This window comes from Mycolicibacterium sp. 624, assembly GCF_040548615.1.
Classification (GTDB): domain Bacteria; phylum Actinomycetota; class Actinomycetes; order Mycobacteriales; family Mycobacteriaceae; genus Mycobacterium.
In genome coordinates, this window is sequence record NZ_JBEPRZ010000003.1 from 35,425 (window position 1) to 55,996 (window position 20,572).

The window sequence follows — 20,572 nt, forward strand, 5'->3', positions numbered from 1 at the left end:
GCCGAGGTACGAGGCGGTCGCGCCGGCGGTTCCTATCAGCCCGACAGATTAAACCGCCTGGTCACAGGCGGTGTTTCATCTTCCGATCGAGTCGGAACCTTGCGTGACCGCCATTTTGACCCCCATTGGCGTTAAGTACATTTTGTTGGTGCGCAAGAGTACGCGTGAGCGCCTTCGGCTGATCTGTCGATGAATGTGTACGGTATTGAGAACGCCCAGGCAGCGGTGGGCTTGCTGAGCTGCAGCGGGACTTGCGGGCGGTCGGACCCGATTGCGAAGCCCGACTGCGAAGATCTGCAGTAGGGCGTCCGCGGTCCTCGCGGACCGGTTGGGTGAGCAATGTCAGCGCCAGTCGTCCGAGCCCGGAATGTAGACGACGCCGGGCGCGTGGTCGTCGTAGTGGGCGGTGTCGGGAACGTGCGGGCGTTGGAAGCGGCTCCTGCGTAGGTACCGGACTGGCGCCCAGTGGCGGGTCACCACCCTCAACAGGGCGTCGTGCCCGCGATTGTCGCGCTTCGGCGATACGCTTTTGACCGAGATGTGACGAATCCCGACGGTGGGGGTTTGGCCCGTCAGTCGGGGTTGCGTCAGCCCGAATCTGGTCGATGCTGTCAGGCGTCGTAGTCGACTGCGACTGTGGACGTGGTGGGATGCGACTGACACGTCAGGACGAAGCCGGCCTCGAGCTCCGCTGCACGGAGTGCAAAATTCTGCTCCATGGCTACTGCTCCCATGGTGAGCTTGGCCTTACAGGTGCCACACGCCCCGCCGAGGCAAGCGTAAGGCGCTTCGATGTTGTTCTTCAGTGCGGAGTCGAGGACGGTGTCACCGGCGGCGAGTGCCACGGTGTGCGTTGACCCTGCCAGCGTGATGGTCACGTCAGACTTGGGAAAATCGTGGACTGTGACTCGGTGCGTGCCGCGGAACAGTTCGAGGTGTACCCGCTCGGACGGCACGCCCTCGGACGTGAGGTCGTGCTGCAGGGTTGTGACGAGATCGCTTGGGCCGCAGAGGTACCACCGGTCGATGGAGGTGATGCCGCCGCCGAGCAACTCCTGTACTTTCGTCATGTCGATTCGTCCGCGAAGAGATTCGGGATGGTGGGATTCGGCCGACCGGACGTGAAAGACGCGGAGCCGATTTGCGTATCGCGCTTCGAGTTCGTCGAGTTCGGCCGCGAACATGGTCGACTCGGCGGTGCGGTTGCCGTAGAAGAGTGTGAACCGGCTCTCGGTCTCGATCTCCATGGTGGTGCTCACGATCGACAGGATGGGTGTGATGCCGCTGCCGGCGGCCACCGCGACGTAGTCGCGCCGAGCAAGTGGGTCAAGGGGTGCGCCGAAGCTACCTGTGGGGGACATCAACTCCAGGACGTCGCCGGCGCGAAGTGTGTCGACTGCGAAGGTGGAGAACACCCCGCCGTTGACTTGCCGGATGCCGATCGCCAGTTGTCCCGATGTGGCCGAGGTGCAGATCGAGTAGTTTCGCCGCACCTCCTTACCGCCGATGGCGTGATTGACGGTCAGGTGTTGGCCGGCCTGGAATCCGAACTTGTCGCGGAGGTGATCGGGAACGTCGAAGGTGACTTTGACGCTGCCGGGGGTGAGGGGCTCGACGCTCTTCACGGGTATCGAGTGGGTACTGGCATGGTGTGCCGCCGAAGATCGCGGAACTCGGACCGGGAGCAGCGCGGCGAGTTTTCCGTTCAGGCGTTTCCACTCGCGATACTGCGTGGCATCCAGTTGCTGGCCGAAGACGGTGTTCATTGCGGGGTCGCGGTCGAGGTAGGAGGCCTCATTGCGTTGCCACGCCGCGACGTAACGGTAGAACGGGATGGATGGGTGTAGGTGGTGGACCAGGTGATAGTTCTGCGATAAGAGCAGGGGAGTCAAAATCCACTCCGAGCCGACGCGGTTGCGGGTTGCGCGATAGCGGTTTTCGCGCTGGGTGTCTTCCAGGTCGTGGTGCGGCAGCCAGTCGAACCACCACGCCAGCACGAACATCGCCACCCGCTCGGGAATCAGATAGATCACCGCGAACGTCCACAGCTGACCGGCGAAGGCGGCCCACACGATCAGCGTCACCGTGAGGGTCATCAACGCCACCGTCTCGGCGAGCTCGGCCCGCGGGCGCCTGCGCGCGTTGCGTACCAACAGACCGATGTACGGCAGATCCATCGCTGGGAAGCGGACTGGCAGCTGCCACCAGGGAGCGGCGCTGACGAAGTGATCGGGATCGTTGGCACCGTCATTGGTGTTGCGGTGGTGCTCAATGTGGATGAACGCGAACGATTTGAATGAGATCAGGGGCGAAACGAAGAACATCGCCACTCGGCCGAAAGCGACGTTGACCCAACGATGTGAACTGATCGAGTAGTGCGACGCATCGTGCAACACGGTGAACATGACGAAGATTGCTGCGGCGCTGGCGGCGATGGTCGCGATCGCTGGCAAAGTGTCGGTCAGCGCGACCCAGGTTGACGCGCCGAAGAGCGCGAGCGCGAAGGCGAAGATGCCGACGATCGGCCAGGACAGCGTCGGAACCTGCTCACCCGGATCAGGCAAGGCAAGCTGCGAGGGCTGGGAGTGTTGAGCCGTGGTCACCGTCAGACTCCTCGATCGTGCTTTGGGGGTGGTGACTCGAAACCTATTGACCATGGGTGGCGGTCATCAAGGCCCTTTCAGCCCTGCGTGGTGTGCTGTGAGCACATCGGGTGTGGTCTGGGGCTGTGAGCGGTGAGACGATCAGTCGGGCAGGACGGCAGCGCGAAGCACCCCGCAGACCAGCAGGGCAGCGTGCAGTTCGGCGGTCTTGATGGTCGCGGGTCGGCCCCTGCGCTGTTCGGCGCGGCGCATTCTCTGCAAGATCGTGTTCCGGTGGATCCCCAGCGCGCGTGCTGCGGTAATCAGGCTGCCTTGGGCGTCGAGTACCGCCAGCAGTGCAGCGCGTTCGTCCCGCACTTTGGCATCGTCGCGGGCGAGGTCGCCGAGTTGAGCGGCGACGAAAGCTCTTGCTGTATCCAGGTCGCGCGAGATGGCGTCCACCAGCGCGATATCAGTGAACGCTGTGATCGAGGGCGCCACGCGGCCAGACAGGTCGATGATCCGACGGGTGCGGATGGCTTCGAGGTGGGAGGTCCGAAACCCAGCCGCCCCCGGATGCGGTGAGCCGACGGCGATGTGAACGTTGTTGTACCCGCTCGGAAGTTCGGTCGCCATCTTCGTGAGCGAGGTGGGCATGTCCCCGCTAACCGGTGCCCATCCCCACACTGCGAGTGGGCCATCTGCCACGACGAGTGAGTGACTTGCTCCGAGATGCCGGCCGACGTGTCTGGCGAACCGGTCGAGGTTGACACTGCGATCGTCGGTCCAGCACACGAATCCGATTTGTCGGCCGGTGAGCCGATGGCTGAGCATACGTTCGGCGCGTGCGTTGTCGATGCGTTCACCGGCGAGCAGTGCCCGCACGACTTCGTCGCGTTCGGCGCGTGCCTGGTTTTGACGTCGGTCGAGCTCGGCGACGTATTCGGCAGCAACCAGGCTGGAGATTCGGTCGATGTAGCGAAACCCGAAACGCTCCAGATCGATGAACGTACTCAGGGCGACAACGGGGTCCCCGATGTTGTCGGTGAGCGCGACGGAGAGCTTCTCGGTGAAATATTCGTGACCCAGACGGTAGAACCGCAGCATCACATCGACGCTATGTCCTCTCGACGCCATTGCTCGTGCATGCTCGAGCGCTGTCACTGGGGCCTGCGCCGCCGCCACATCGATCCCGTGACGAAACATCGACAGTGCCGCTTCAAGATTCGACGAGCACGATCCCAAGGTCAGTCCGCGAAGCTCGGCGTCCGCTCCGACCTCCGGTATTCGATCAGCCAGATATTCCAGCATGTCCTCGGCCAGGCCGGACACATTCGTCAACAAAGATGCGGCGATCCCGGTGCCCGCCATCGCGCCGCGGGCCGGTGGTTCTCGCGCGTCCATCAATGCACCCTAACGGCGCCGGCGCAGCAAGCACCACGATCCGGGTTTGCCGCATGGATTCGGACTTGATACCCACCGCACAATCCCCGGACACCGGCGGGGGCGAGAACCTCCGGCCCTTCCACGCCGATTCAGACTGTGAGCTCGAAGGTCTTACGCAACTGCTTGTCGAAGATGCGGCTGGGAACGACACGGCGCATGGCACTGAGCTGGCGCGCCTTCACGCCGGCCGGGTAGCGCAGCTTGGGGTTCACATCGGTGGCGGCGGCCACGATGGCCTTGGCTACCGTCGTGGGGTCATCGCCGCCGTTGACCTGCTCGGCCACCACCTGGTTGGCGAGGTTTCGCTGTCGTGCGTAGGCATCCAGCGGGTGGTCCGGTGCCGTGGTGTTGTCGTCGAAACCGGTTCTGGTGCCGCCCGGCTCGACGAGCAACACCCTGATGTTGTGGCCGCGGACCTCGTGGTCCACGGACTCGGAGTATCCCTCGACGGCGTGTTTGGTCGCGCTGTAGGCCGCCATGTACGGGGCGGGCATGAATCCGAAGATGGAGGAGATATTGATGATCCGTCCGCTTCCCTGGGCCCGCATGTGCGGCAGCACGGCCCTGGTCATCCGGATGACGCCGAAGACGTTGATGTCGAACAGCTTCTGCTGTTGCGCTATCGAGTTCTCCTCGGTGGCCCCGGCGAGTCCCATGCCGGCATTGTTGACCAGGACATCGATGCGCCCGAAGTCGGTGATCACGCCCTCGACGAGCGCGGCGACCGACTCGTCGCTGGTGACGTCGAGGTCGCGGAGCGTCACGCCGCGGCGTCGCTCCAGCCCGTTGGTGTTGCGGCTGGTGCCGACGACGTCGAAACCAGCCTCGACAAGACCGAGGGCGGCGAACTTACCGAGACCGGAGTTGGCGCCGGTGATGAGTGCGACGGGGTGCGATGATGGCATGTGGGTTCATTCCTGACTTGTGTGCGGTGGTGTGGTCATGCTGCTCTCAGCGGACTCTCGTGTCGCGTTCCTCGTAAACGCCTGTGTGCCAGAGACTCCACGGCGATCAAGGCCAGGCCGACGACGGCACTGGCAGCTCCGGCCGCGGCCAGCAGCGCCCAGCCCGAGCGGATGGAGGCGAACGCCGTCGGAGCGCTCGCGATATGCGTCCCGACCACGGTGACGATCAGCGCGATGCCCAGTACGGAGCCGACCTGGCGGGCGGCATTGATCAGCGACGAACCCGAACCCCAGCGTGGTCCCGGCAGCGCGGACCCCACGACCGAGGACAGGGTGGGCAGGATGAGCCCGACCCCCAGCCCGGTCAGCAGCTGACCGGGCAGCAAGCCGCCGAGGTAATTCTGCGAGGGGCCGAGCCGCCACAGCCACCAGAGCGCACCGGCCATGAAACTCAGGGCGCCCAGGGTGGCGACGGCTCCGATCCCCAGCCTTGCCGCAAGACGATTCGCCTGCCGGGCGACGACGACAACGACAGCCGGGCCGGCCGCAAGGCCGACACCGGCGGCCTGAGCAGACCAGCCCCAGGTGGAGGTGAGGTACAGCACGTTGACAAGGAGCATCCCGGCGAATCCGCACGAGAACGCCAGCATCATGACAGTGGCCAGCGCGAACTGGGGGACACGCAGCACCACCAGATCCAACGCGGGCACTGGATGGCGGCGCGATCGGATGACGACCGCGCTCATGCCCACCACAGAGACGAGGAGTGAAGTGATCACTATTGTTGCGCCCCAGCCACGCTCGGGAACCTCGACCAACGCGTAGGCCAGCGCACCGACCCCGAGCACCAGGAAAGCAGCGCCGAGCAGATCGGGTCTTCCGATCGAGGCGATGTCGGATTCGCGAAGGATGCGTACCGCGGCCACCATGGTGACGACGCCGATGGGAACGTTGACCAGGAATACCCATTGCCATCCCGCAGCGACGAGCAGGCCGCCCAGCGGTGGCCCGAGAGCGGCTGCGACCGCTCCCACCGAGGCCCAGGTGCCGACCGCTTTGGCGCGCCGTTCGGGGGGCCAGGCGTTGAGCAGCAACGACAATGAGGTCGGTGTGATCAGCGCAGCGCCGACGCCTTGGACGGTCCTGGCGGCCACCAGCGCCCACAGGTGGGGCGCGAGCGCGCAGGCCGCGGATGCGGCGGTGAAGATCGCCAGCCCGATGAGAAAGACCCGCCGGTGTCCGTAGCGGTCGGCAAGGCGGCCGGCCAGAGCCAGAACCGCGGCGAAGACGACGGTGTAGCTGTTGAGGACCCAGGACATCTGGCCGAAGTCGGCGTCTGGGAAGTCAGCGCTGATGGCGGGGAAGGCGATGTTGACGATGAACAGATCGAGCGTCGCCAGGAAAGCCGCCGATGAGGTGATCACCAGGACGGCGCCCGGCCGGGTGTTGGCGGAGGTGGTCATGTCGTGGCCTCGACGTCAGCCGCGTTGCGGGACTAGGCCGCGGGCGAACAGATCCGACACGTACTTCTCGATCAGTTGTCGCGACAGGTGTGGAATGTCCTCGGCGCCTTCGATGTTCTGCTGCTGCACGGCGTGCCGGAACCCCTCCGCGGGGGCGAGCGCACCCAGCACCTGCGGTTCCGGTCGGCTGTAGGCCGTCAGCAACGGAAGCACCGAATGCTGCCGTTGTGGGTCAGGGAGGGCACGCAGTGCAGTGTCGAACCGATTGAGCCAGTCACCGTAATCGTCCACCCGGTTGATGGCGTGTCCGGCCTCGATCATCCAGTCCACGAACACGTCCAAGGACACACCGTCGTCGTGCGGGTTCATCACGTCAAAGGAGCGGAAGCCGGGACCGGCTGCGCTTCCCAGCGCGGTGATCGCTTCGGCGACGAAGTCCACGGGCAGGCCGTCGTAGTGGGAACGTGCACGCTGCCCCGAAGGGCCTGTCTCGTAGAAGGATCGGGGGGCCAGACCGGTGACCAGCAGGCTGTAGATCAGGCGGGTGAACATGTCGGGGACGTTGAGCTGACCGGCGTAGCGGCGGTGGGCCAGGATCATTCCCGACCGGAACACCGACACCGGCAGACCGCAGAGATCATGGGCTTCGCGCAGCAACACCTCGCCGGCCCATTTGCTGTTGCCGTATCCATTGGCGTAGGAGTCGTCGATCGGTCGCACCGGGCTGATCTCGCGGATGTCACCGTCCTCCTGGAAGCGTCCGGGCTCGACGGTCATCGCGACCGACACCGTGGACAGGTAGCTGACGGGTTTGAGCCGGGTGCGCAGTGCCAGCCGGATGACCTCGGCCGTTCCATTGACGTTGGGGCCGAACAGTTGTCGGTACGGCAGCACGTGGTTGACCAGGGCGGCGGGGTGGACGATGAGGTCGACCCGCTGGGCAAGGCCGTCCCAGATGTGCGGGTCGAGGCCGAATTGTGGCTGGCTGATGTCGCCGGCGATGACCTCAAGATGAGCGGCCAGCGTCCGGAAGTGCTCGAGCAGTCCGGCGTCGCCGCTGTCGAAGACGTCCTCCAGACGTGCCCGGGCGGAGTCGTCGTCGGCGGCGCGCAGCAGGCAGATCAGTGTGCCACCGGTCTCTGAGAGGCGCTGCAGCCATTCCAGTGCCAGGAATCTACCCAGATAGCCGTTGGCGCCGGTCAACAGAACGACGCCGGGTGCGCTGTCCTCGGGTGGCGGCATGGCAGCGGCCTCCGCCAGAAGGGTTTTCGGCAGAAACTTGTCGAGGGTGAGATCGGCGGCATGTATCGAGCCGGTGCTCGATCCGTGCACACTGGCCGCAGTCGGGCCGGATGGCCCGTCCCCGGCCTCGCGCGTGAGGTAGTCCGCGATGTCGCCCAGTGTCGTTGTCGGCCCGGTCAGTACTCCCACCGGAGTCTCCACGGCGAAAAGTTCCTGCAGCAGGTTCGAGAACGTCAGCGCCGACAGAGAGTCTCCGCCCAGGTCCAGGAAGCGATCACCGGGGGTGACTTCGGCGATGGGTGTGCCGAGCAGTGCTGCGGCCGCCTGGACGACGACGTCGATGATCGGTTGGTGGCGCGCCGCGTCCCGCAGCGCCCGTACTTCGTCGGCCCGGGAGGCATCCAGCTGCTCGTACATGTGCTCGAGCTCGGACTCGTAACGTTCTTTCAGTTTGGGGCGCAGCAGCTTTCCCACTCCGGAGAGAAGCCCGTTGTCGGAGGTGAACGGCTCGGTGTCGATCAGGAAGTCGACCGGCAGCTCGTAGGGTTGTAGATCGGCCTCGCGGGCCGTCTTCGAGAGTCCGGCCCGCACGGCAGCCTTCAGTTCGGCGTTGGCCCCGCCGTAGGTGGCCAACGCATCGTCGGTGGGGACGACGACGGCAAGCAGGGCGGGGCGCTCGCTGTTGCCGTAGACGAAGATCTGCCGGATCAGTGGGGCGCCGGCGTAAATGGCTTCCAGATGGGCCACGGCGACGAACTCACCCTGGGACAGTTTGATGACATTGTTGCGGCGGTCGACATAGGCCAGCCGATCCGGTGCGATTTCGGCCACGACATCGCCTGTGCGGTAATAGCCGTCGGCGTCGAAGACCTCGGCGGTGAGCTCTGGGCGCTTGTAGTAACCGGGCATGGCGGCGGCACTCTTGACCAGTAGCTCGCCACGGGGATGGGGTTGGTCGGTGCTGAAGTAGCCCAGCTCCGGGACGTCGATCAGCTTGTAGTCGATGACCAGTGGCCGTACGACGTTGCCGTCGGTGGTGACTGCGCCGATCTCGGTCAGTCCGTAGGTGTCCACCAATTCGGTGTGCAGAGTCGATTCCAGGAACGAGCGCATGTCCGCGGCCAGCGGGGCGGTACTGACGAACCCGCCGAGAACCCGTCCGCCGAGCAGCTTTTCGCGCACCTCGGTCTTGGCGTTCTGTTCGGCGACGTCCGGGTCGGCGCCGCTTGCCACCAGCCGATCGATGATCTGTGCGTAACGCTGGAAGAGCATGTCCACGACGCGGGGGACGAGGCCCAGGTCGGTGGGTCGCGCCAGCGCCCAGTCCTCGAACAGCGTCGAGAGGTCGCTCTCGGCGACGAAGTAGCTGGTGCCGCCGGTCTGGAACGACGCCGCCAGTGGCAGCCGTCCGCCCAGATGGTTGAGCGGCATGAAGTTGACGTTGATCACCGCCGACTCGGTCGATTTCGTGGGAATCGTCCACAGTGTGGCGACCATCCGCTCCGTCCACACGGCACCTTTGGGTGTGCCGGTGCTGCCGGAGGTGTAGAGGATCATCGCCAGCCGGTCGTCGGATCCGTCGGTGTAGATCGGGGCGTCGGGGGCATTCCTGCCCCGCGCGATGAGCGCAGGCAGGGTTTCGATGGTGACGTCCATCCCCGCGGCCGAGAATGTGTCGCGGGCGTGCTGCAGGCTTTCGGCGTGCTGCACATCATCGGCGCGGTAATCCAGCACGACCACCCGTGACAGCTGGTTCATCCCGAGTGCCGACTCCACGGCCAGTTCGAGATAGGCCGCACCGACTGCGAGTACCCGCGGCCTGGTCTCGTCGAGTATGGGTGTCAGCCGAGATGATGTGGCGTTGTGCTGCAGCGGTATTGACACCAGTCCCAGGTAGCCGCACACCAAGTCGATCGTGAGGTAGTCGGCACTGGAGAAACCGATGGCCGCCACGAAATCACCCGGCCGGATGGGATCACGGTGGTCGTGGTGCCACGCGCCGGCCACGGCGCGGACATCGGACCAGAGCTCGCCGTAGGTCACGGTGGTGAACGCGGGGAGCAATCGTGTGGCGCTGCGACCGGCGGCTTCGTCGCGGATCGTCTCGCGGTCCCTGGTGCCCAGTGCCGGACGGTCGGAGTATCCCTGGGCCAGGGTCTGCAGTACCTGCGACAACCGCAACCCGGGGCGACGCGCCGCGCCGAGCACGTCGGGACGCGGAACGGCTGCCTGGAGTTGGGGGTCGGCGTCGACCGCGGTTGCGGTCGGTATCCCAGCGGTCACGCGGTCTCCTGTGCTCGATGCCCACACTCTCTGGCTGTGCCTTTGTCTAGTCAGACCCTAGGCGCCTGACTTTACTGAAGGCAAGTCAGCTGGCACGATGGCTGCTATGACCTCCATGACACTCACCGGCGGGCTCAGCGACCGTGATGCCTGGTCGGCGGACGGTTGCTCCGTCGCGGCGGCGCTGGACGTCGTCGGGCGCCGCGCCAGCCTGTTGCTGTTGCGGGAAGCGTTCTACGGCGCGCACCGGTTCGAGGAGTTCTCCCGGCGGGCCAAGCTCAGCGAGAGGATCACCGCCACCCGGCTGAGGGAGCTCGTCGACGAAGGGTTGCTGGAGAAGCGGCCGTACCACCAACCCGGCCAGCGCGGCAGGGAGGCTTACCACCTCACCGAGAAGGGCGAGGACTTCCTGCCTGCGCTGCTGGCATTGATGCGCTGGGGTGACCGCTGGGTCCGCGCCGACGGGGGCCGGGTCGAGTTGAAGCACTCGGAGTGTGGGGCGCCCATTGAGGTTGAGATTCGCTGTGGTGCAGGGCATCCGGTGTCGGCGGCCGATATCGAGGCCGCGCGGCGCGGTTGACGTGTCAATGCATGCGAAACGTGTTCGACCGTCCGGTCTGCGATGTACTCGTGGACTGGCCGCCGACCTGTGCAGCTTCCAGTTCCCGTAGCGCCATCGCCGCTCACATTGAAGCCTCTTTGAGGTGGTTTCGGCTGGACTTCCATGGAATTGCGGGGAGCTGAGCTGAAGTACACGCTCCCGCGGCGCGACTGAAGTGGGCCATAACCGAGCCGTTGATGTGCTCTGGGCACATCGGCAAGGGATGAGAGGGTCTTGCAGTGCGTCCCACCTGAGGCCCATCGATGACCGGTCAATTAGGCCGTTCTGCGTGGCATATTGAGAGTATGAGTAGGGCACGGCCGGCGTGGGCGGGGATTTCGTCAGCGCACGCGAATACCCTCGCCGGCGAGGAACTCGCGGGCACGACCCAGCTGCCGGTCGGTGGAGAAGGCGTACCACTGCTCGGCGAGGCTCTCCTGGTGAACGAGGTCACGAAACCGGTGGAACGCGACCTTGCCCTCGATCGCCGTCTGCATCCGCTCCCGCAGCGCCGGATCATGCTGCCGCGCAGCGAAATCCGCCATATCACGCCAACCGTCCCGCGGACCGGTCCGATCGAATCGGAGCCAACGGCCGGGCTCTTCCACGTCGATTGCGGCGTCCTCCCCGACCATCATCGGGTCAGTGCTGCTGTCGTCGTGCACGTCCCCGGTGCGCAGGTCGACGTAGCCACCGGTCGACATGCCCAGGTCCCCCTCCTGTTCGGTACCGAGCATCTCGAGGTCAACCGCTACCACACGCCCTGCAAACGGCTCGTCACGCAGACACGCGAGCAGGTCCTCGGCCAGCGCCTCGTCACCCGGGCCAGCGCGCCAAGTCAGCCGGTTGATGACCGACAGCGTCACCGACTCGGCCTGCTCCCGTCGCTGCTCCAGCGCCATCGGCAGACCGGCCCCCCACCTGTTGCAGCGCGTCGTCGACGTCACGTCCGCTCAACGCGGCGAGGAAGCGCGCCGCATCTCCTGCACCCATGGCTTGGCGCAGCTCGGGCAGGTCGAGGCAAGGCACCTGCTGCTGTCCGGGCCACGCGTGTAGCACCATCGGATGGGGTTGGGGGGGTCTGCTCGGAACGCGACTCTGCCCGTCGTCGTCGGCCCACCGGCGCCCGTACTGGTCCGGGATGTTGCCCCATCCCCAGTAAGGCAGGGGCTTCCTTGGCGTGATTCCCAGCACCTCCGCGGCGTCGACCTTTTCGTCGCCGACCACACAGCGGTGAGTCCAGTCATCGCCCAGGTCGAAGTTGAACTGGAACTCCGCACCGGGAATCAGGAGCCGAGCGACCTTGGCCGACTCGATGTCTACCGGTTCCATGACGGGTCCACCGATCGACCCAGCCAGCTCGGCGCCGGTCTCTGTGTCGGTGACCAATCGTTCCATCGGCAAGGATGAATATCGACAGGTGAGACCTGTCCCAGCGGGCGAACGCGTCGTTGATGGCATTCGCGAGGTCCATGAAGGTATGCGACGGTCCAACCGCGAAGACGAAGCCGGGCCATGGCCACAGTTCCTCGCCGCGTCCACCGAGCAGCTCCACCGTCACCGACAACCATGTTCGCGCCACAACTCGAGGATGGCATGCGGGTTACGTCGCCGGGCAGATGGCGGCAGTTCAGATCGCGAGCGCCGGCCAGCGCTCAGTTCGACGGCGCTGGGTTCATCGACCCGATGAAGTAGGTCTCTTTGCCGGTCGGATACCCGCCACCGTTGGTGGCGATGTGCACGTGGTCGAAGTGGTTGGCCGTCTCATTGCCGTAGTTCTCGGTCCAACTTGGCGCGCCGATGCCGGGGTAGAAGCCTTGGCGCCAGATCACGTGGAGCACGCCCCAGCGCTCCGCATTGGCCAGTGCCAACCCGGCGATCTGGTTGCCGAGCTCGATACCCGCCTCGGAGTGGTAGTTCGGGATCATCACATCGATCGCCAACCCGTTGGGATGCCACTTCAAGGGGTCCTGCCGGGCCCCGCCGATCGTGGTGATCTCGGGAAACAACACGCTGATGGCGCGGGCCACCCAGATGGTCTTGACCTGCAGGCCTTGCTCCGGCGTGATGCCTGCGGGTAGCGCGAACTGGAAGTCCCAGGCTGCCGACGGCGTGCTCGCCGCCATCAACTCCGCCTTCGCGGGGCTGGCGACATCGGAGGCGCCGGGCGCTGCCGATCCCGGGTCTGTCGGCGCCACCGCCGCAGTCTCATCGCAGCAGGGCGCCGATGTGTTCTGGGCGTAGACCATGGCTGCGGCCAGCAGGACCGAGGCCGCGAGCGCGAATGCGCGGCCCCGTCCGTTGGCTAACGGTTTGCTGCCCACGAGCAGCACTTTACTGGCACGTCAGACGCGTGTGGCCGAAAGCGGCCGAGACTCAGCGCAAGTAGGTTTCGGTGCCTGTCGGGTACCCGCCGCCGTTGGTGGCGATGTGCACGTGGTCGAAGTGGTTCTGGGTGTCCGAGCCGCGGCTGCTCATCTGACGCGGAGCGCGGCCGGGACCGTAGGAGGTCTGCCGCCAGAGCGCGTGGTTCAGGCCGAATCGCTCCGCATTCTCGAGGACGAACGCGACGATGCGGTCACCGAGGGCCTTGCCCTCGGCCGAGCGATAGTTCGGGATCATCACGTCGATCGCCAAACCGTTCGGATGCCATCGCATGGAGTCCTGCCGTACCCCACCGATGTTGAGGATCTCGGGGAACATCCCGCTGACCGCGCGGGCCGCCAGGATGGTCTCGACCTGGAGACCCTTCTCGGGTGCGACACCGGGGGGCAACACGTGCCGGACCACCAGTCGGGCCGCGGGTGGGGTTGCCTGGATCGGCGGGGGTGGTGTCACGAGCTCCACGGCACTGGGCGCCGTTTCCTCGGTGCTCGCAGCGACCGTGCTCGGGGCGGTGTCGGCGCCTGTGGCGAGCAATGTGGCGGCCGGGACGATTACCGCTGCCACGGCTACCTGACAGCGGCGCCGGGCGTTGGTTAACCTGTGCCTTCTCACCGCGGGGACCCTACCGGCGGGTCTACGGGGAAAAGCAAATCGTCGCTACATATCTGGTGTGGTGTGAAAATATCGCGCGCAGCGGCCATTTCGCGCTAGTCGCGACAGCGCGACTCTGAAATGTGCTGTGATTCAGCATCTTTCGAATGCGTGAAACCAGTCGCTGACTTTTTGGGTGCGTATGCGGGTGGGAGAGAACACATCACACTGACTTGGCCAGTGTGAGCAACGCCGCATGTTGACACTCTTGACCAATTGTCTCGGCAGTGCCTATGGAAGTGGGCGCTTGGGTCAGGCGACCGCCACCGCTTCGCGCGCCATCACCTCTTTGGCGGCGCGCTCGCCGGAGCGGACGGCGCCGTCGATGAATCCGTACATCACAGCCGAGCTCTCGGTGCCGGCCCAGTGGATGCGGCCACAGGGTTCGCGCAGGGCGGGCCCGAACTCGGTGAGCACACCCGGTGGGGTGTGGGCGATCATCCCGCCGCCCGAGTAGCGCTCGATCGCCCAGTTCTGCTCGACGTAGTCAATAGGCGTCAGGGCCCTATCGCCGAACCGCTCGGCGACGGCCTCGAGCACCACTTTCTTGCGCTCGGCCTCGGTGAGCTGTCCGATCTGGCGCGCGACGGGCCCCTCGGTGATGACGGTCAGCACTCCGGGGCTACCGGTGTCGGTGCAGGAGTCGATCGTGAGGTTCGCCGGTGACCCCGGTGCGAAGGACTGGCCCGACAGGCCATCGGCGCGCCAGAACGGTGTGTCGTAGACCAGAGCGATCTTGTACACCGCGCCCGTGGGCATCCGCTGGTGCAGAAACGATCGATCCACCGGCAGCATCGGTTCGTAGAGGATGTGGCTGGCGATCGAGATCGGCACCGCCACGACGACCCGACGCGCGCGCACCACCATGTCCTCGGCGTGCACCGTGACCCCATCGGCGTCCTGGGCGATACGGCGGACCGGTTTCGACAGATGAATCGCGTCGCCGAGCTCGGCCGCGACCGCCCGGTGGATGGCACCCATGCCGCCGACTGGCCGGGCGTCCTCGGCGCCGTCCTTGACGCCCAGCACGAAGCCCGGCCCACCGGACGAGGCCATTTGGTACAGCACGAAGAGCAGCGACACCTCCGAGGCCGCCGAGGTGTACAGCCCGGAAATTGAGGATTCCAGCAGCTCATGGGCGGCCTTGGACAGGGTGTGCCGGTCCAGCCACGCCGCCCAGCTCAGCCGATCCCACTTCTGCGCCTTGGGTGCCTCCCACGGGGCGTGCACCGGAATCGACTTGCACATCTGCGTCAGTTCGAGAAAGACCGTGCCGATATTCGCGACGGCCCACGGGCTCATCGACAGCGGAATGGTGCCCTTGTATCTGTACTTCTTGCCGTCGACGAACATCATGGCCTCGCCGTCGGTGTACTGCTTGTAGCTCGGCACCCCGAACTCGTTCATGAGCGCGTAGATGGCGTCCTGTCCCGGTCCGATCCAGGCACCACCCCGATCGATCCACGCCCCGTCGTCGCGGGCCTCGGTGAACGTGCGGCCACCGACGCGATCGCGTGCCTCCAGCAACGCCGCCGAATGACCCGCCTGTTTCAGGCGCAGCGCGGCGGTCAATCCAGCGAATCCAGCTCCCACTACGCAGAAGTCCACGTCGGCCATGAGCTAACCCCATTGGTTTGTCTGCGCGCGGCCGCCCCGGCCGGGCACAGTGCTGCTCGCGCCCGCGAATCAAGGCGGGCGAAATACATGTCCAGCTAGTACGCGTACTCGGAGCTGTTGTGGATGTCAATAACGCGGGTGCCACCCGATTGCGTCGGCAAGCAGTCAGCGGCGGGATGTCCGACAGGTCTCGCGCCAGGCAGGCGTCGTCATACCGACCTCATCACTCGCAGGCGACGCCGTCGCCGTCCCTGTCCAGACCTGAGCGATAGCCGGGTTCGCCGACATAGAGGGGTGCCGCGCCAGCGGCACGCGCTGCCGCGCAACTTCCGTAGTAGGCGCTCGACGGGATCTGAGGCACCAGCGGAACGATGGATGGCGGTGCTTCCGGCGCGGGAGGCAGTGGTTCGGACTCTGGGGCCGGTGGTTCGAAGAAGGGAACGGGAGGAGCCGCCGCTGTGACGGTAACTGTCGAAATCGCCGGCGGAAACGTCTCCGTCACCGTCGTCGGCGAGGCCGTCACCGTCATCGTCTTCGTCACGGTCGCTGCCGTTGGCGTGGCGTTATCGCTGCCAGAACCCATGTTGCCGAGAGCGATTGCCAGGAGCGCTGCGCCGCCGACACCGCCGGCGATGAGCAGTCGACGTTTGTCGGACGGCGGTTTGGGTGGTGGTGATCCCCATTCGTCACCGTTCCAATACATCTGCCCTGCTATGCCGCTCGGGTCTGGGTACCAGCCAGGCGTGGGTGATGGTTGTTTGGTCACGGCGTCCCCCCCGGGCAATTCTGCTGCGGTTGGCAGGACCGGTGATCTCCGGCCAACGTCGCTGGTAGGCGTGGATGCCACCCGGATCGCCGACGTCGATTCTGACGCAATCGCAAATTTCAGGACGAATGTACTCCTCCGGTCAATTACTGTTCGTGCACTACCCGCCACGGAAGGTCGGTTGTCACATGACGGCAGAGAACGTGGCGGACCCCGCTACCGCGCACGAACAGAGTCAGGGGAGTGGCTCCGAGCCGGAGCTGAAGCGAACTCTGGGCTCGTTTCAGGTGTTTGCGATCTCGTTCGCGTTCATCTCGGTGGCCGTCGGCATCTTCGCGACGTATGACGATGTGCTTGTCAGCGCGGGTCCGGTGGGGATCTGGCTGTGGATCGCCGCCGCGGTCGGGCAGGGTCTGGTGGCGCTGGTGGTGGCGCAGTTCGCGGCCCGCATCGCGTTGAGCGGCTCGTCCTACCAATGGGCCTCGCGACTGGCGAGCCCCAGGATCGGCTGGCTGTTCGGCTGGTTGACGTTCTGGTACCTTGCCATAGCCGTCGTGGCGCTCGACAATGCGCTGGCCAGCCAGGCACTGATGCCGCTGCTCGGCATGGCGGAGGACGAGGGTACGGCCCGGCTGATCACCGTGGCGATCATGATCGTTCAGGCCGCGTTGGTCATCGCCTCCACGCGGCTGCTCGGCATGATCACCTCCGGCGCGGTCGGTGTTGAGCTGGCCATCGTCGTGGTGTTGGTGATCGGTCTGGCGGCCGTCATGGTGTTCACCGGCAGCGGCGACGTCGACAATCTCACCTCCCGCGGCATCACCGCCGATTCGCCCGACTACTTCGCCATCGGCGGCGGGTTGATGGCCGGAATGATCATGGGCCTCACCACACTTGTCGGCTTCGACTCCGCGGCCAATCTCGCCGAGGAGGCCAAGGACCCCTTCCGTAGTGTTCCGCGCGCGATCGTGGCATCGGTGGTCGCGGCGGGCGTGCTCGGGCTGGTGTTCCTGATCGCTCTCACCGTCGCGATCAAGGACGTCACCGCGGTGAGCACCGGCGGTTCACCGGTGGCCGCGATCATCCGGAGCCAACTCGGCCCCGTCGCGGAGCGAATCCTGCTGGCAGGACTGGTGTTCGCGATGTTCGGTGCCGGGATGGTGGTGATGGCCGCCTGCTCGCGGCAGGTGTTCGCCATGGCGCGCGACGGGCGCTTCCCCGCGCACGCCCTGATGCGACGGGTCAACCCGCGCACGCAGACCCCGGTGCCGGCGACCATCCTGATCCTGGCCGTGGGGATTGTCCTGATGCTCGCACTGCCCGGTGAGGCACTGCTGCAGCTCATCATCGGATCGACCATCCTGCCCGCACTCATCTACGGCGCGATCGTCATTCTCTACCTGGTGGTGCGTAAACGCCTGGAGCACAAGGAGGGTGGCTTCAGCCTCGGGCGCTTCGAACTGCCGGTCGCCGTCGCGGCGATGATCTGGGTGGCGTTCGTGCTCTTTGTGCTCGTCACCCCCGAGGCCGCGTTCGTGCCCGTCCTGATTGTGCTTGGCCTGATCCTCGCCGGCGGCGTCTACTTCGCCACCATGCTGGTGTTCCACCGCGAGGTGCTTGACGCCGAGGCCACCGAATGACCTCGGCCACTGCACGACCGGCCGGGTTGACCGGCCGAGTCGTGTGTCCGGCCGACTCCGAGTACCCGACGGCAAGCGCCGGCTGGAACCTGCTCTTCACCCACGAACCGATGGTGATCGTGTTCGCCCAGGAGACGCGCGATGTGGTCAACGCCCTCACGTGGGCGCGGCAGAACGGTGCCCCGGTTCGGGTGCGGAGCGGTCGGCACTGCCTCGAGGGCTGGTCCAGCGTCGACAACGGGATCGTGATCGACGTCAGCGAGATGAAGTCGGCATCGATCGACCTGGTCTCGAACACGGCGACAGTCGGCGCGGGGCTCAACCAGTTGGAGGCCGTGACCGAACTCGGCAGGGCCGGCGTCGCGGCGCCGACCGGGACCGAGGGGACCGTCGGACTGGTCGGCGCGACGCTCGGCGGCGGCTTCGGGCTGCTCACCCGCAGCTTCGGGATGGCCTGCGACAACCTCCTGGCGGCGGAGGTCGTCATCGCGTCGAACGGCGGTGGTGCCACAGCGATCACCGTCGACGAGACCGAGAACGCCGACCTCCTGTGGGCGCTGCGCGGAGCAGGCAACGGCAACTTCGGGATCGTCACGTCCCTGACCTACAGGATTCATCCACTGTCGCAGACCGTTTACGTCACCGCGACATGGCCAGGCCTGGACGACCTCTCGGCGATCTTCGACGCGTGGCAGCGCTCCGCCCCTCACGTCGACGACCGCCTCACCAGCCAGCTCGAGATCCACCGCGAGGAGATCGCACTGATCGGCGTTCTCGCATCCGGGTCGCAAGACGAGGCGATGCGGCTGCTGGCGCCGATCCTGTCAGTGGGCAGTCCCGTGGTGTCATCGACGAGCGCCAGCTGGGCCGACACCTACGCGGGTTTCCAGGTCCCGACCCTCCAGGAGCCCGCGAACTGGAAGTTCCTCTCGCAGTTCATCAGTGACCCGTTCCCGGCTGCCGCGATCGACCTGGTCGCCTGGTTCATGTCGAGGGCCCCGACGCCGGACTGCAACTACTTCGCCAACGCCCTCGGGGGAGCCGTCACGGGTAGTGAGCCCTCCGGCGGCGCGGCGTTCGCGCACCGCGACGCGCTCTTCTACGCCGAGCCCGGCGCCGGCTGGGGCACCCGTGGTGGATTACCGGCGACGGCCGACCCACTGACCGCGACGTGCCAGTCCTGGATCGACGAGTTCGGAGAGGCGTTGCGGCCCTTCGTGAGTGGCGCCTACGTGAACGTGCCGAATGTCGGCACGGCGGACTGGGGGAGCGCCTACTGGGGATCCAACCTCGACCGCCTCCGCACGATCAAGGCGACGTACGACCCGCACAACGTGTTCAGCTTCGAGCAGAGCATTCCCCCCGCCCCGCCACCGGAGGACAGGGACACGTGAGCCGATGGATCGTGACCCACATCCCCGCCGGGCTGCTGCTCGTCGGCCTGATCGTCGTCGTGGCCGGCGGAGCGATGCTCGCCCAGATGTACCTGCGGCGCCGGTTCCCGGTGCTCACGCAGGACGGGCACAACGACGTCACCAAGTTCACCTACGGCTTCATCGGATTCGTCTACGCGTTCTTCATCGGCTTCGTGGTGTCCTCGATGTGGGGTCAGGTCAACACCGCAGACCTCAATGCACGCGCCGAGGGCGCCGCCGCGGCACAGATGGCCAGGGACTCGGTCGTGTTCGACACCGCAGACCGCGACCGCGTCCGGCAGAGCCTTCTGGACTACGAGCGGGCCGCCGTGGACGAGTGGACCCGAGCGGGTGAGGTTCGCTCGCGTGAGGCCGACAATGCGCTGGCCCGCCTCTACGCCGCCTATGGCCAGGTCAAGACCACGACCGACACCCAGCAGAGGATGCTCGCGACGTCGTTTGCGAACCTGGACAAGGTCAGTCAGGCGCGGACCGTGCGAGTGCTCACGGCCCGCGATGACACCGGACCGCCCTGGCCGCTGTGGGTGGTGATCTTCCTGACGAGCGCGATGGTGGTCGGCACCGTCGTCATCTACGGCGTCGAGCGACCCGTGCTGCACTACCCGATGGTGGCCATCGTCGGCACGATCGTCGCCGCCAATCTCTTTCTCGTACTGGAACTGTCCCATCCGTACGTCGGGGCGATCTCGACCTCCTCAGACCCGCTGCAGGAAGTGGAATGGGTGCTGTCCCAACCCGTTACGTAACGGCCTGGACCAGCGGCTAGACCTGGATCACCTCGACGTCAGCGGCGCGCAGGCGCTCCTGCCATTCGGGGCCCACCTGATTGGTCACCAGCACGTCGACGTCTGACCAGTCGATGGATCCGGCGCGGGAGCGCTGCCCGACCTTGTTGCCGTCCGCGAGCACCACGACCCGGCGTCCCTGTCGAGCCATCGCCGCCGCGACCTCCGCGTCGAGGAGGCTGTTGTAGCGCGGCCCGAGCTCGAGATCGATTCCGTCGCAGCCGAGGAACGTCGTGTCCACGGTGATCTGAGACAGTGCCGCGGTGGCCAGAGGGCCGCTGGTGCCGAACGAGGATGCCCGCAACGCCCCGCCGATCACGACCACCTCGATGGCCGAGACGCTGGCCAAGCGCTCCCCGAGGTTGAGTGCAGATGTCGCCACCCACAACGGTTTTGCCTGCGAGACCAACTCCTCGGCCAGCGCGAGGGTCGTGCTGCCATCGTTGAGCAGCAGCGATGCCGGCGGATCGATCAACTTGGACGCCGCCAGCGCGATGGCGCCCTTCTCACGCGCGTTTCGCTTGCGCCGAAGCTCGAAGGCCTCGTCCAGCGTGCTGGAGGACGTCGTCAGCGACGCGCCCCCTCGGACGCGCCTGACCAATCCACGCTTCTCCAGCGCCGCCAGATCACGGCGAATCGTCGGGGCGCTGGCACCGGTTGCACGCTGCATGTCGTCAATGGAGGCGAACTGTTGGCGCGAGATCAGGTCCAGTAGGTGCGCGGTGCGCTCCTCGGCGTGTTGGTCGGGCACAGATGCACTCTACTGATGA

At 66.0% G+C, this 20,572-nt stretch carries 16 protein-coding genes; 4 read left to right on the plus strand and 12 right to left on the minus strand.

The window, feature by feature from the left end; all coding sequences use genetic code 11:
- Positions 1-611 precede the first annotated feature (611 nt).
- The 5 genes from ABIA65_RS13090 to car all read right to left on the minus strand — a co-directional run bounded on the left by ABIA65_RS13090 (position 612) and on the right by car (position 9,921).
- On the minus strand, positions 612-2,657 hold the full coding sequence (locus ABIA65_RS13090; protein ID WP_502919557.1) for a fatty acid desaturase: 2,046 nt from the start codon (positions 2,655-2,657) through the stop codon (positions 612-614).
- An 87-nt stretch (positions 2,658-2,744) separates the two neighbouring features.
- Positions 2,745-3,986, minus strand: coding sequence for a PucR family transcriptional regulator (locus tag ABIA65_RS13095; protein WP_354523803.1), 1,242 nt, complete (start codon positions 3,984-3,986; stop codon positions 2,745-2,747).
- A gap of 131 nt (positions 3,987-4,117) precedes the next feature.
- Positions 4,118-4,933, minus strand: coding sequence for an oxidoreductase (locus ABIA65_RS13100; protein ID WP_354523804.1), 816 nt, complete (start codon positions 4,931-4,933; stop codon positions 4,118-4,120).
- Between the two features lie 35 nt (positions 4,934-4,968).
- Positions 4,969-6,396 (minus strand): DHA2 family efflux MFS transporter permease subunit, encoded by a 1,428-nt coding sequence (locus tag ABIA65_RS13105; RefSeq protein ID WP_354523805.1) that lies wholly within the window; start codon positions 6,394-6,396, stop codon positions 4,969-4,971.
- Positions 6,397-6,411: 15 nt separating this feature from the next.
- On the minus strand, positions 6,412-9,921 hold the full coding sequence (gene car / locus ABIA65_RS13110) for a carboxylic acid reductase (RefSeq protein WP_354523806.1): 3,510 nt from the start codon (positions 9,919-9,921) through the stop codon (positions 6,412-6,414).
- 106 nt (positions 9,922-10,027) lie between these two features.
- Between car and ABIA65_RS13115 the strand changes: the two genes are divergently transcribed.
- A complete protein-coding gene (locus ABIA65_RS13115; RefSeq protein WP_354523807.1) occupies positions 10,028-10,501 on the plus strand; it encodes a winged helix-turn-helix transcriptional regulator in 474 nt (157 codons plus the stop codon).
- 362 nt (positions 10,502-10,863) lie between these two features.
- Here ABIA65_RS13115 and ABIA65_RS13120 read toward each other — a convergent pair whose 3' ends face one another.
- The 6 genes from ABIA65_RS13120 to ABIA65_RS13145 all read right to left on the minus strand — a co-directional run bounded on the left by ABIA65_RS13120 (position 10,864) and on the right by ABIA65_RS13145 (position 15,941).
- Complete coding sequence (locus tag ABIA65_RS13120) at positions 10,864-11,388, minus strand: hypothetical protein (RefSeq protein WP_354523808.1); 525 nt, start codon at positions 11,386-11,388, stop codon at positions 10,864-10,866.
- Entirely contained in the window at positions 11,339-11,854 is a 516-nt protein-coding gene (locus ABIA65_RS13125; protein WP_354523809.1) for a hypothetical protein, read from the minus strand. The genes ABIA65_RS13120 and ABIA65_RS13125 overlap by 50 nt, the downstream gene beginning before the upstream one ends.
- A gap of 323 nt (positions 11,855-12,177) precedes the next feature.
- A complete protein-coding gene (locus tag ABIA65_RS13130; protein ID WP_354523810.1) occupies positions 12,178-12,855 on the minus strand; it encodes a VldE C-terminal domain-containing protein in 678 nt (225 codons plus the stop codon).
- A gap of 43 nt (positions 12,856-12,898) precedes the next feature.
- Positions 12,899-13,471, minus strand: a complete 573-nt coding sequence (locus tag ABIA65_RS13135) for a VldE C-terminal domain-containing protein (protein WP_354523811.1) — start codon at positions 13,469-13,471, stop codon at positions 12,899-12,901.
- 339 nt (positions 13,472-13,810) lie between these two features.
- The gene (locus tag ABIA65_RS13140; protein WP_354523812.1) at positions 13,811-15,175 is read right to left on the minus strand and encodes a flavin monoamine oxidase family protein; all 1,365 of its coding nucleotides are present in this window, start codon (positions 15,173-15,175) and stop codon (positions 13,811-13,813) included.
- A 223-nt stretch (positions 15,176-15,398) separates the two neighbouring features.
- Positions 15,399-15,941, minus strand: coding sequence for an excalibur calcium-binding domain-containing protein (locus tag ABIA65_RS13145; RefSeq protein ID WP_354523813.1), 543 nt, complete (start codon positions 15,939-15,941; stop codon positions 15,399-15,401).
- A 188-nt stretch (positions 15,942-16,129) separates the two neighbouring features.
- Here ABIA65_RS13145 and ABIA65_RS13150 point away from each other — a divergent pair, with 188 nt between their 5' ends.
- Genes ABIA65_RS13150 through ABIA65_RS13160 form a run of 3 tightly spaced genes read left to right on the plus strand, consistent with a single transcriptional unit; the run spans position 16,130 to position 19,763 of the window.
- Entirely contained in the window at positions 16,130-17,581 is a 1,452-nt protein-coding gene (locus ABIA65_RS13150; protein ID WP_354523814.1) for an APC family permease, read from the plus strand.
- Positions 17,578-18,975: an FAD-binding oxidoreductase gene (locus tag ABIA65_RS13155; RefSeq protein WP_354523815.1), complete on the plus strand. Its 1,398-nt coding sequence runs from the start codon at positions 17,578-17,580 to the stop codon at positions 18,973-18,975. Before ABIA65_RS13150 ends, ABIA65_RS13155 begins: the two co-directional genes overlap by 4 nt.
- On the plus strand, positions 18,972-19,763 hold the full coding sequence (locus tag ABIA65_RS13160; RefSeq protein WP_354523816.1) for a bestrophin-like domain: 792 nt from the start codon (positions 18,972-18,974) through the stop codon (positions 19,761-19,763). The genes ABIA65_RS13155 and ABIA65_RS13160 overlap by 4 nt, the downstream gene beginning before the upstream one ends.
- A 16-nt stretch (positions 19,764-19,779) precedes the next feature.
- Here the strand turns inward: ABIA65_RS13160 and ABIA65_RS13165 are convergent, their stop codons facing one another.
- Positions 19,780-20,553 carry a DeoR/GlpR family DNA-binding transcription regulator gene (locus ABIA65_RS13165; RefSeq protein WP_241405050.1) on the minus strand — a complete coding sequence of 258 codons (774 nt, stop codon included), beginning with the start codon at positions 20,551-20,553 and terminating at the stop codon, positions 19,780-19,782.
- Between the last annotated feature and the right edge of the window lie 19 nt (positions 20,554-20,572).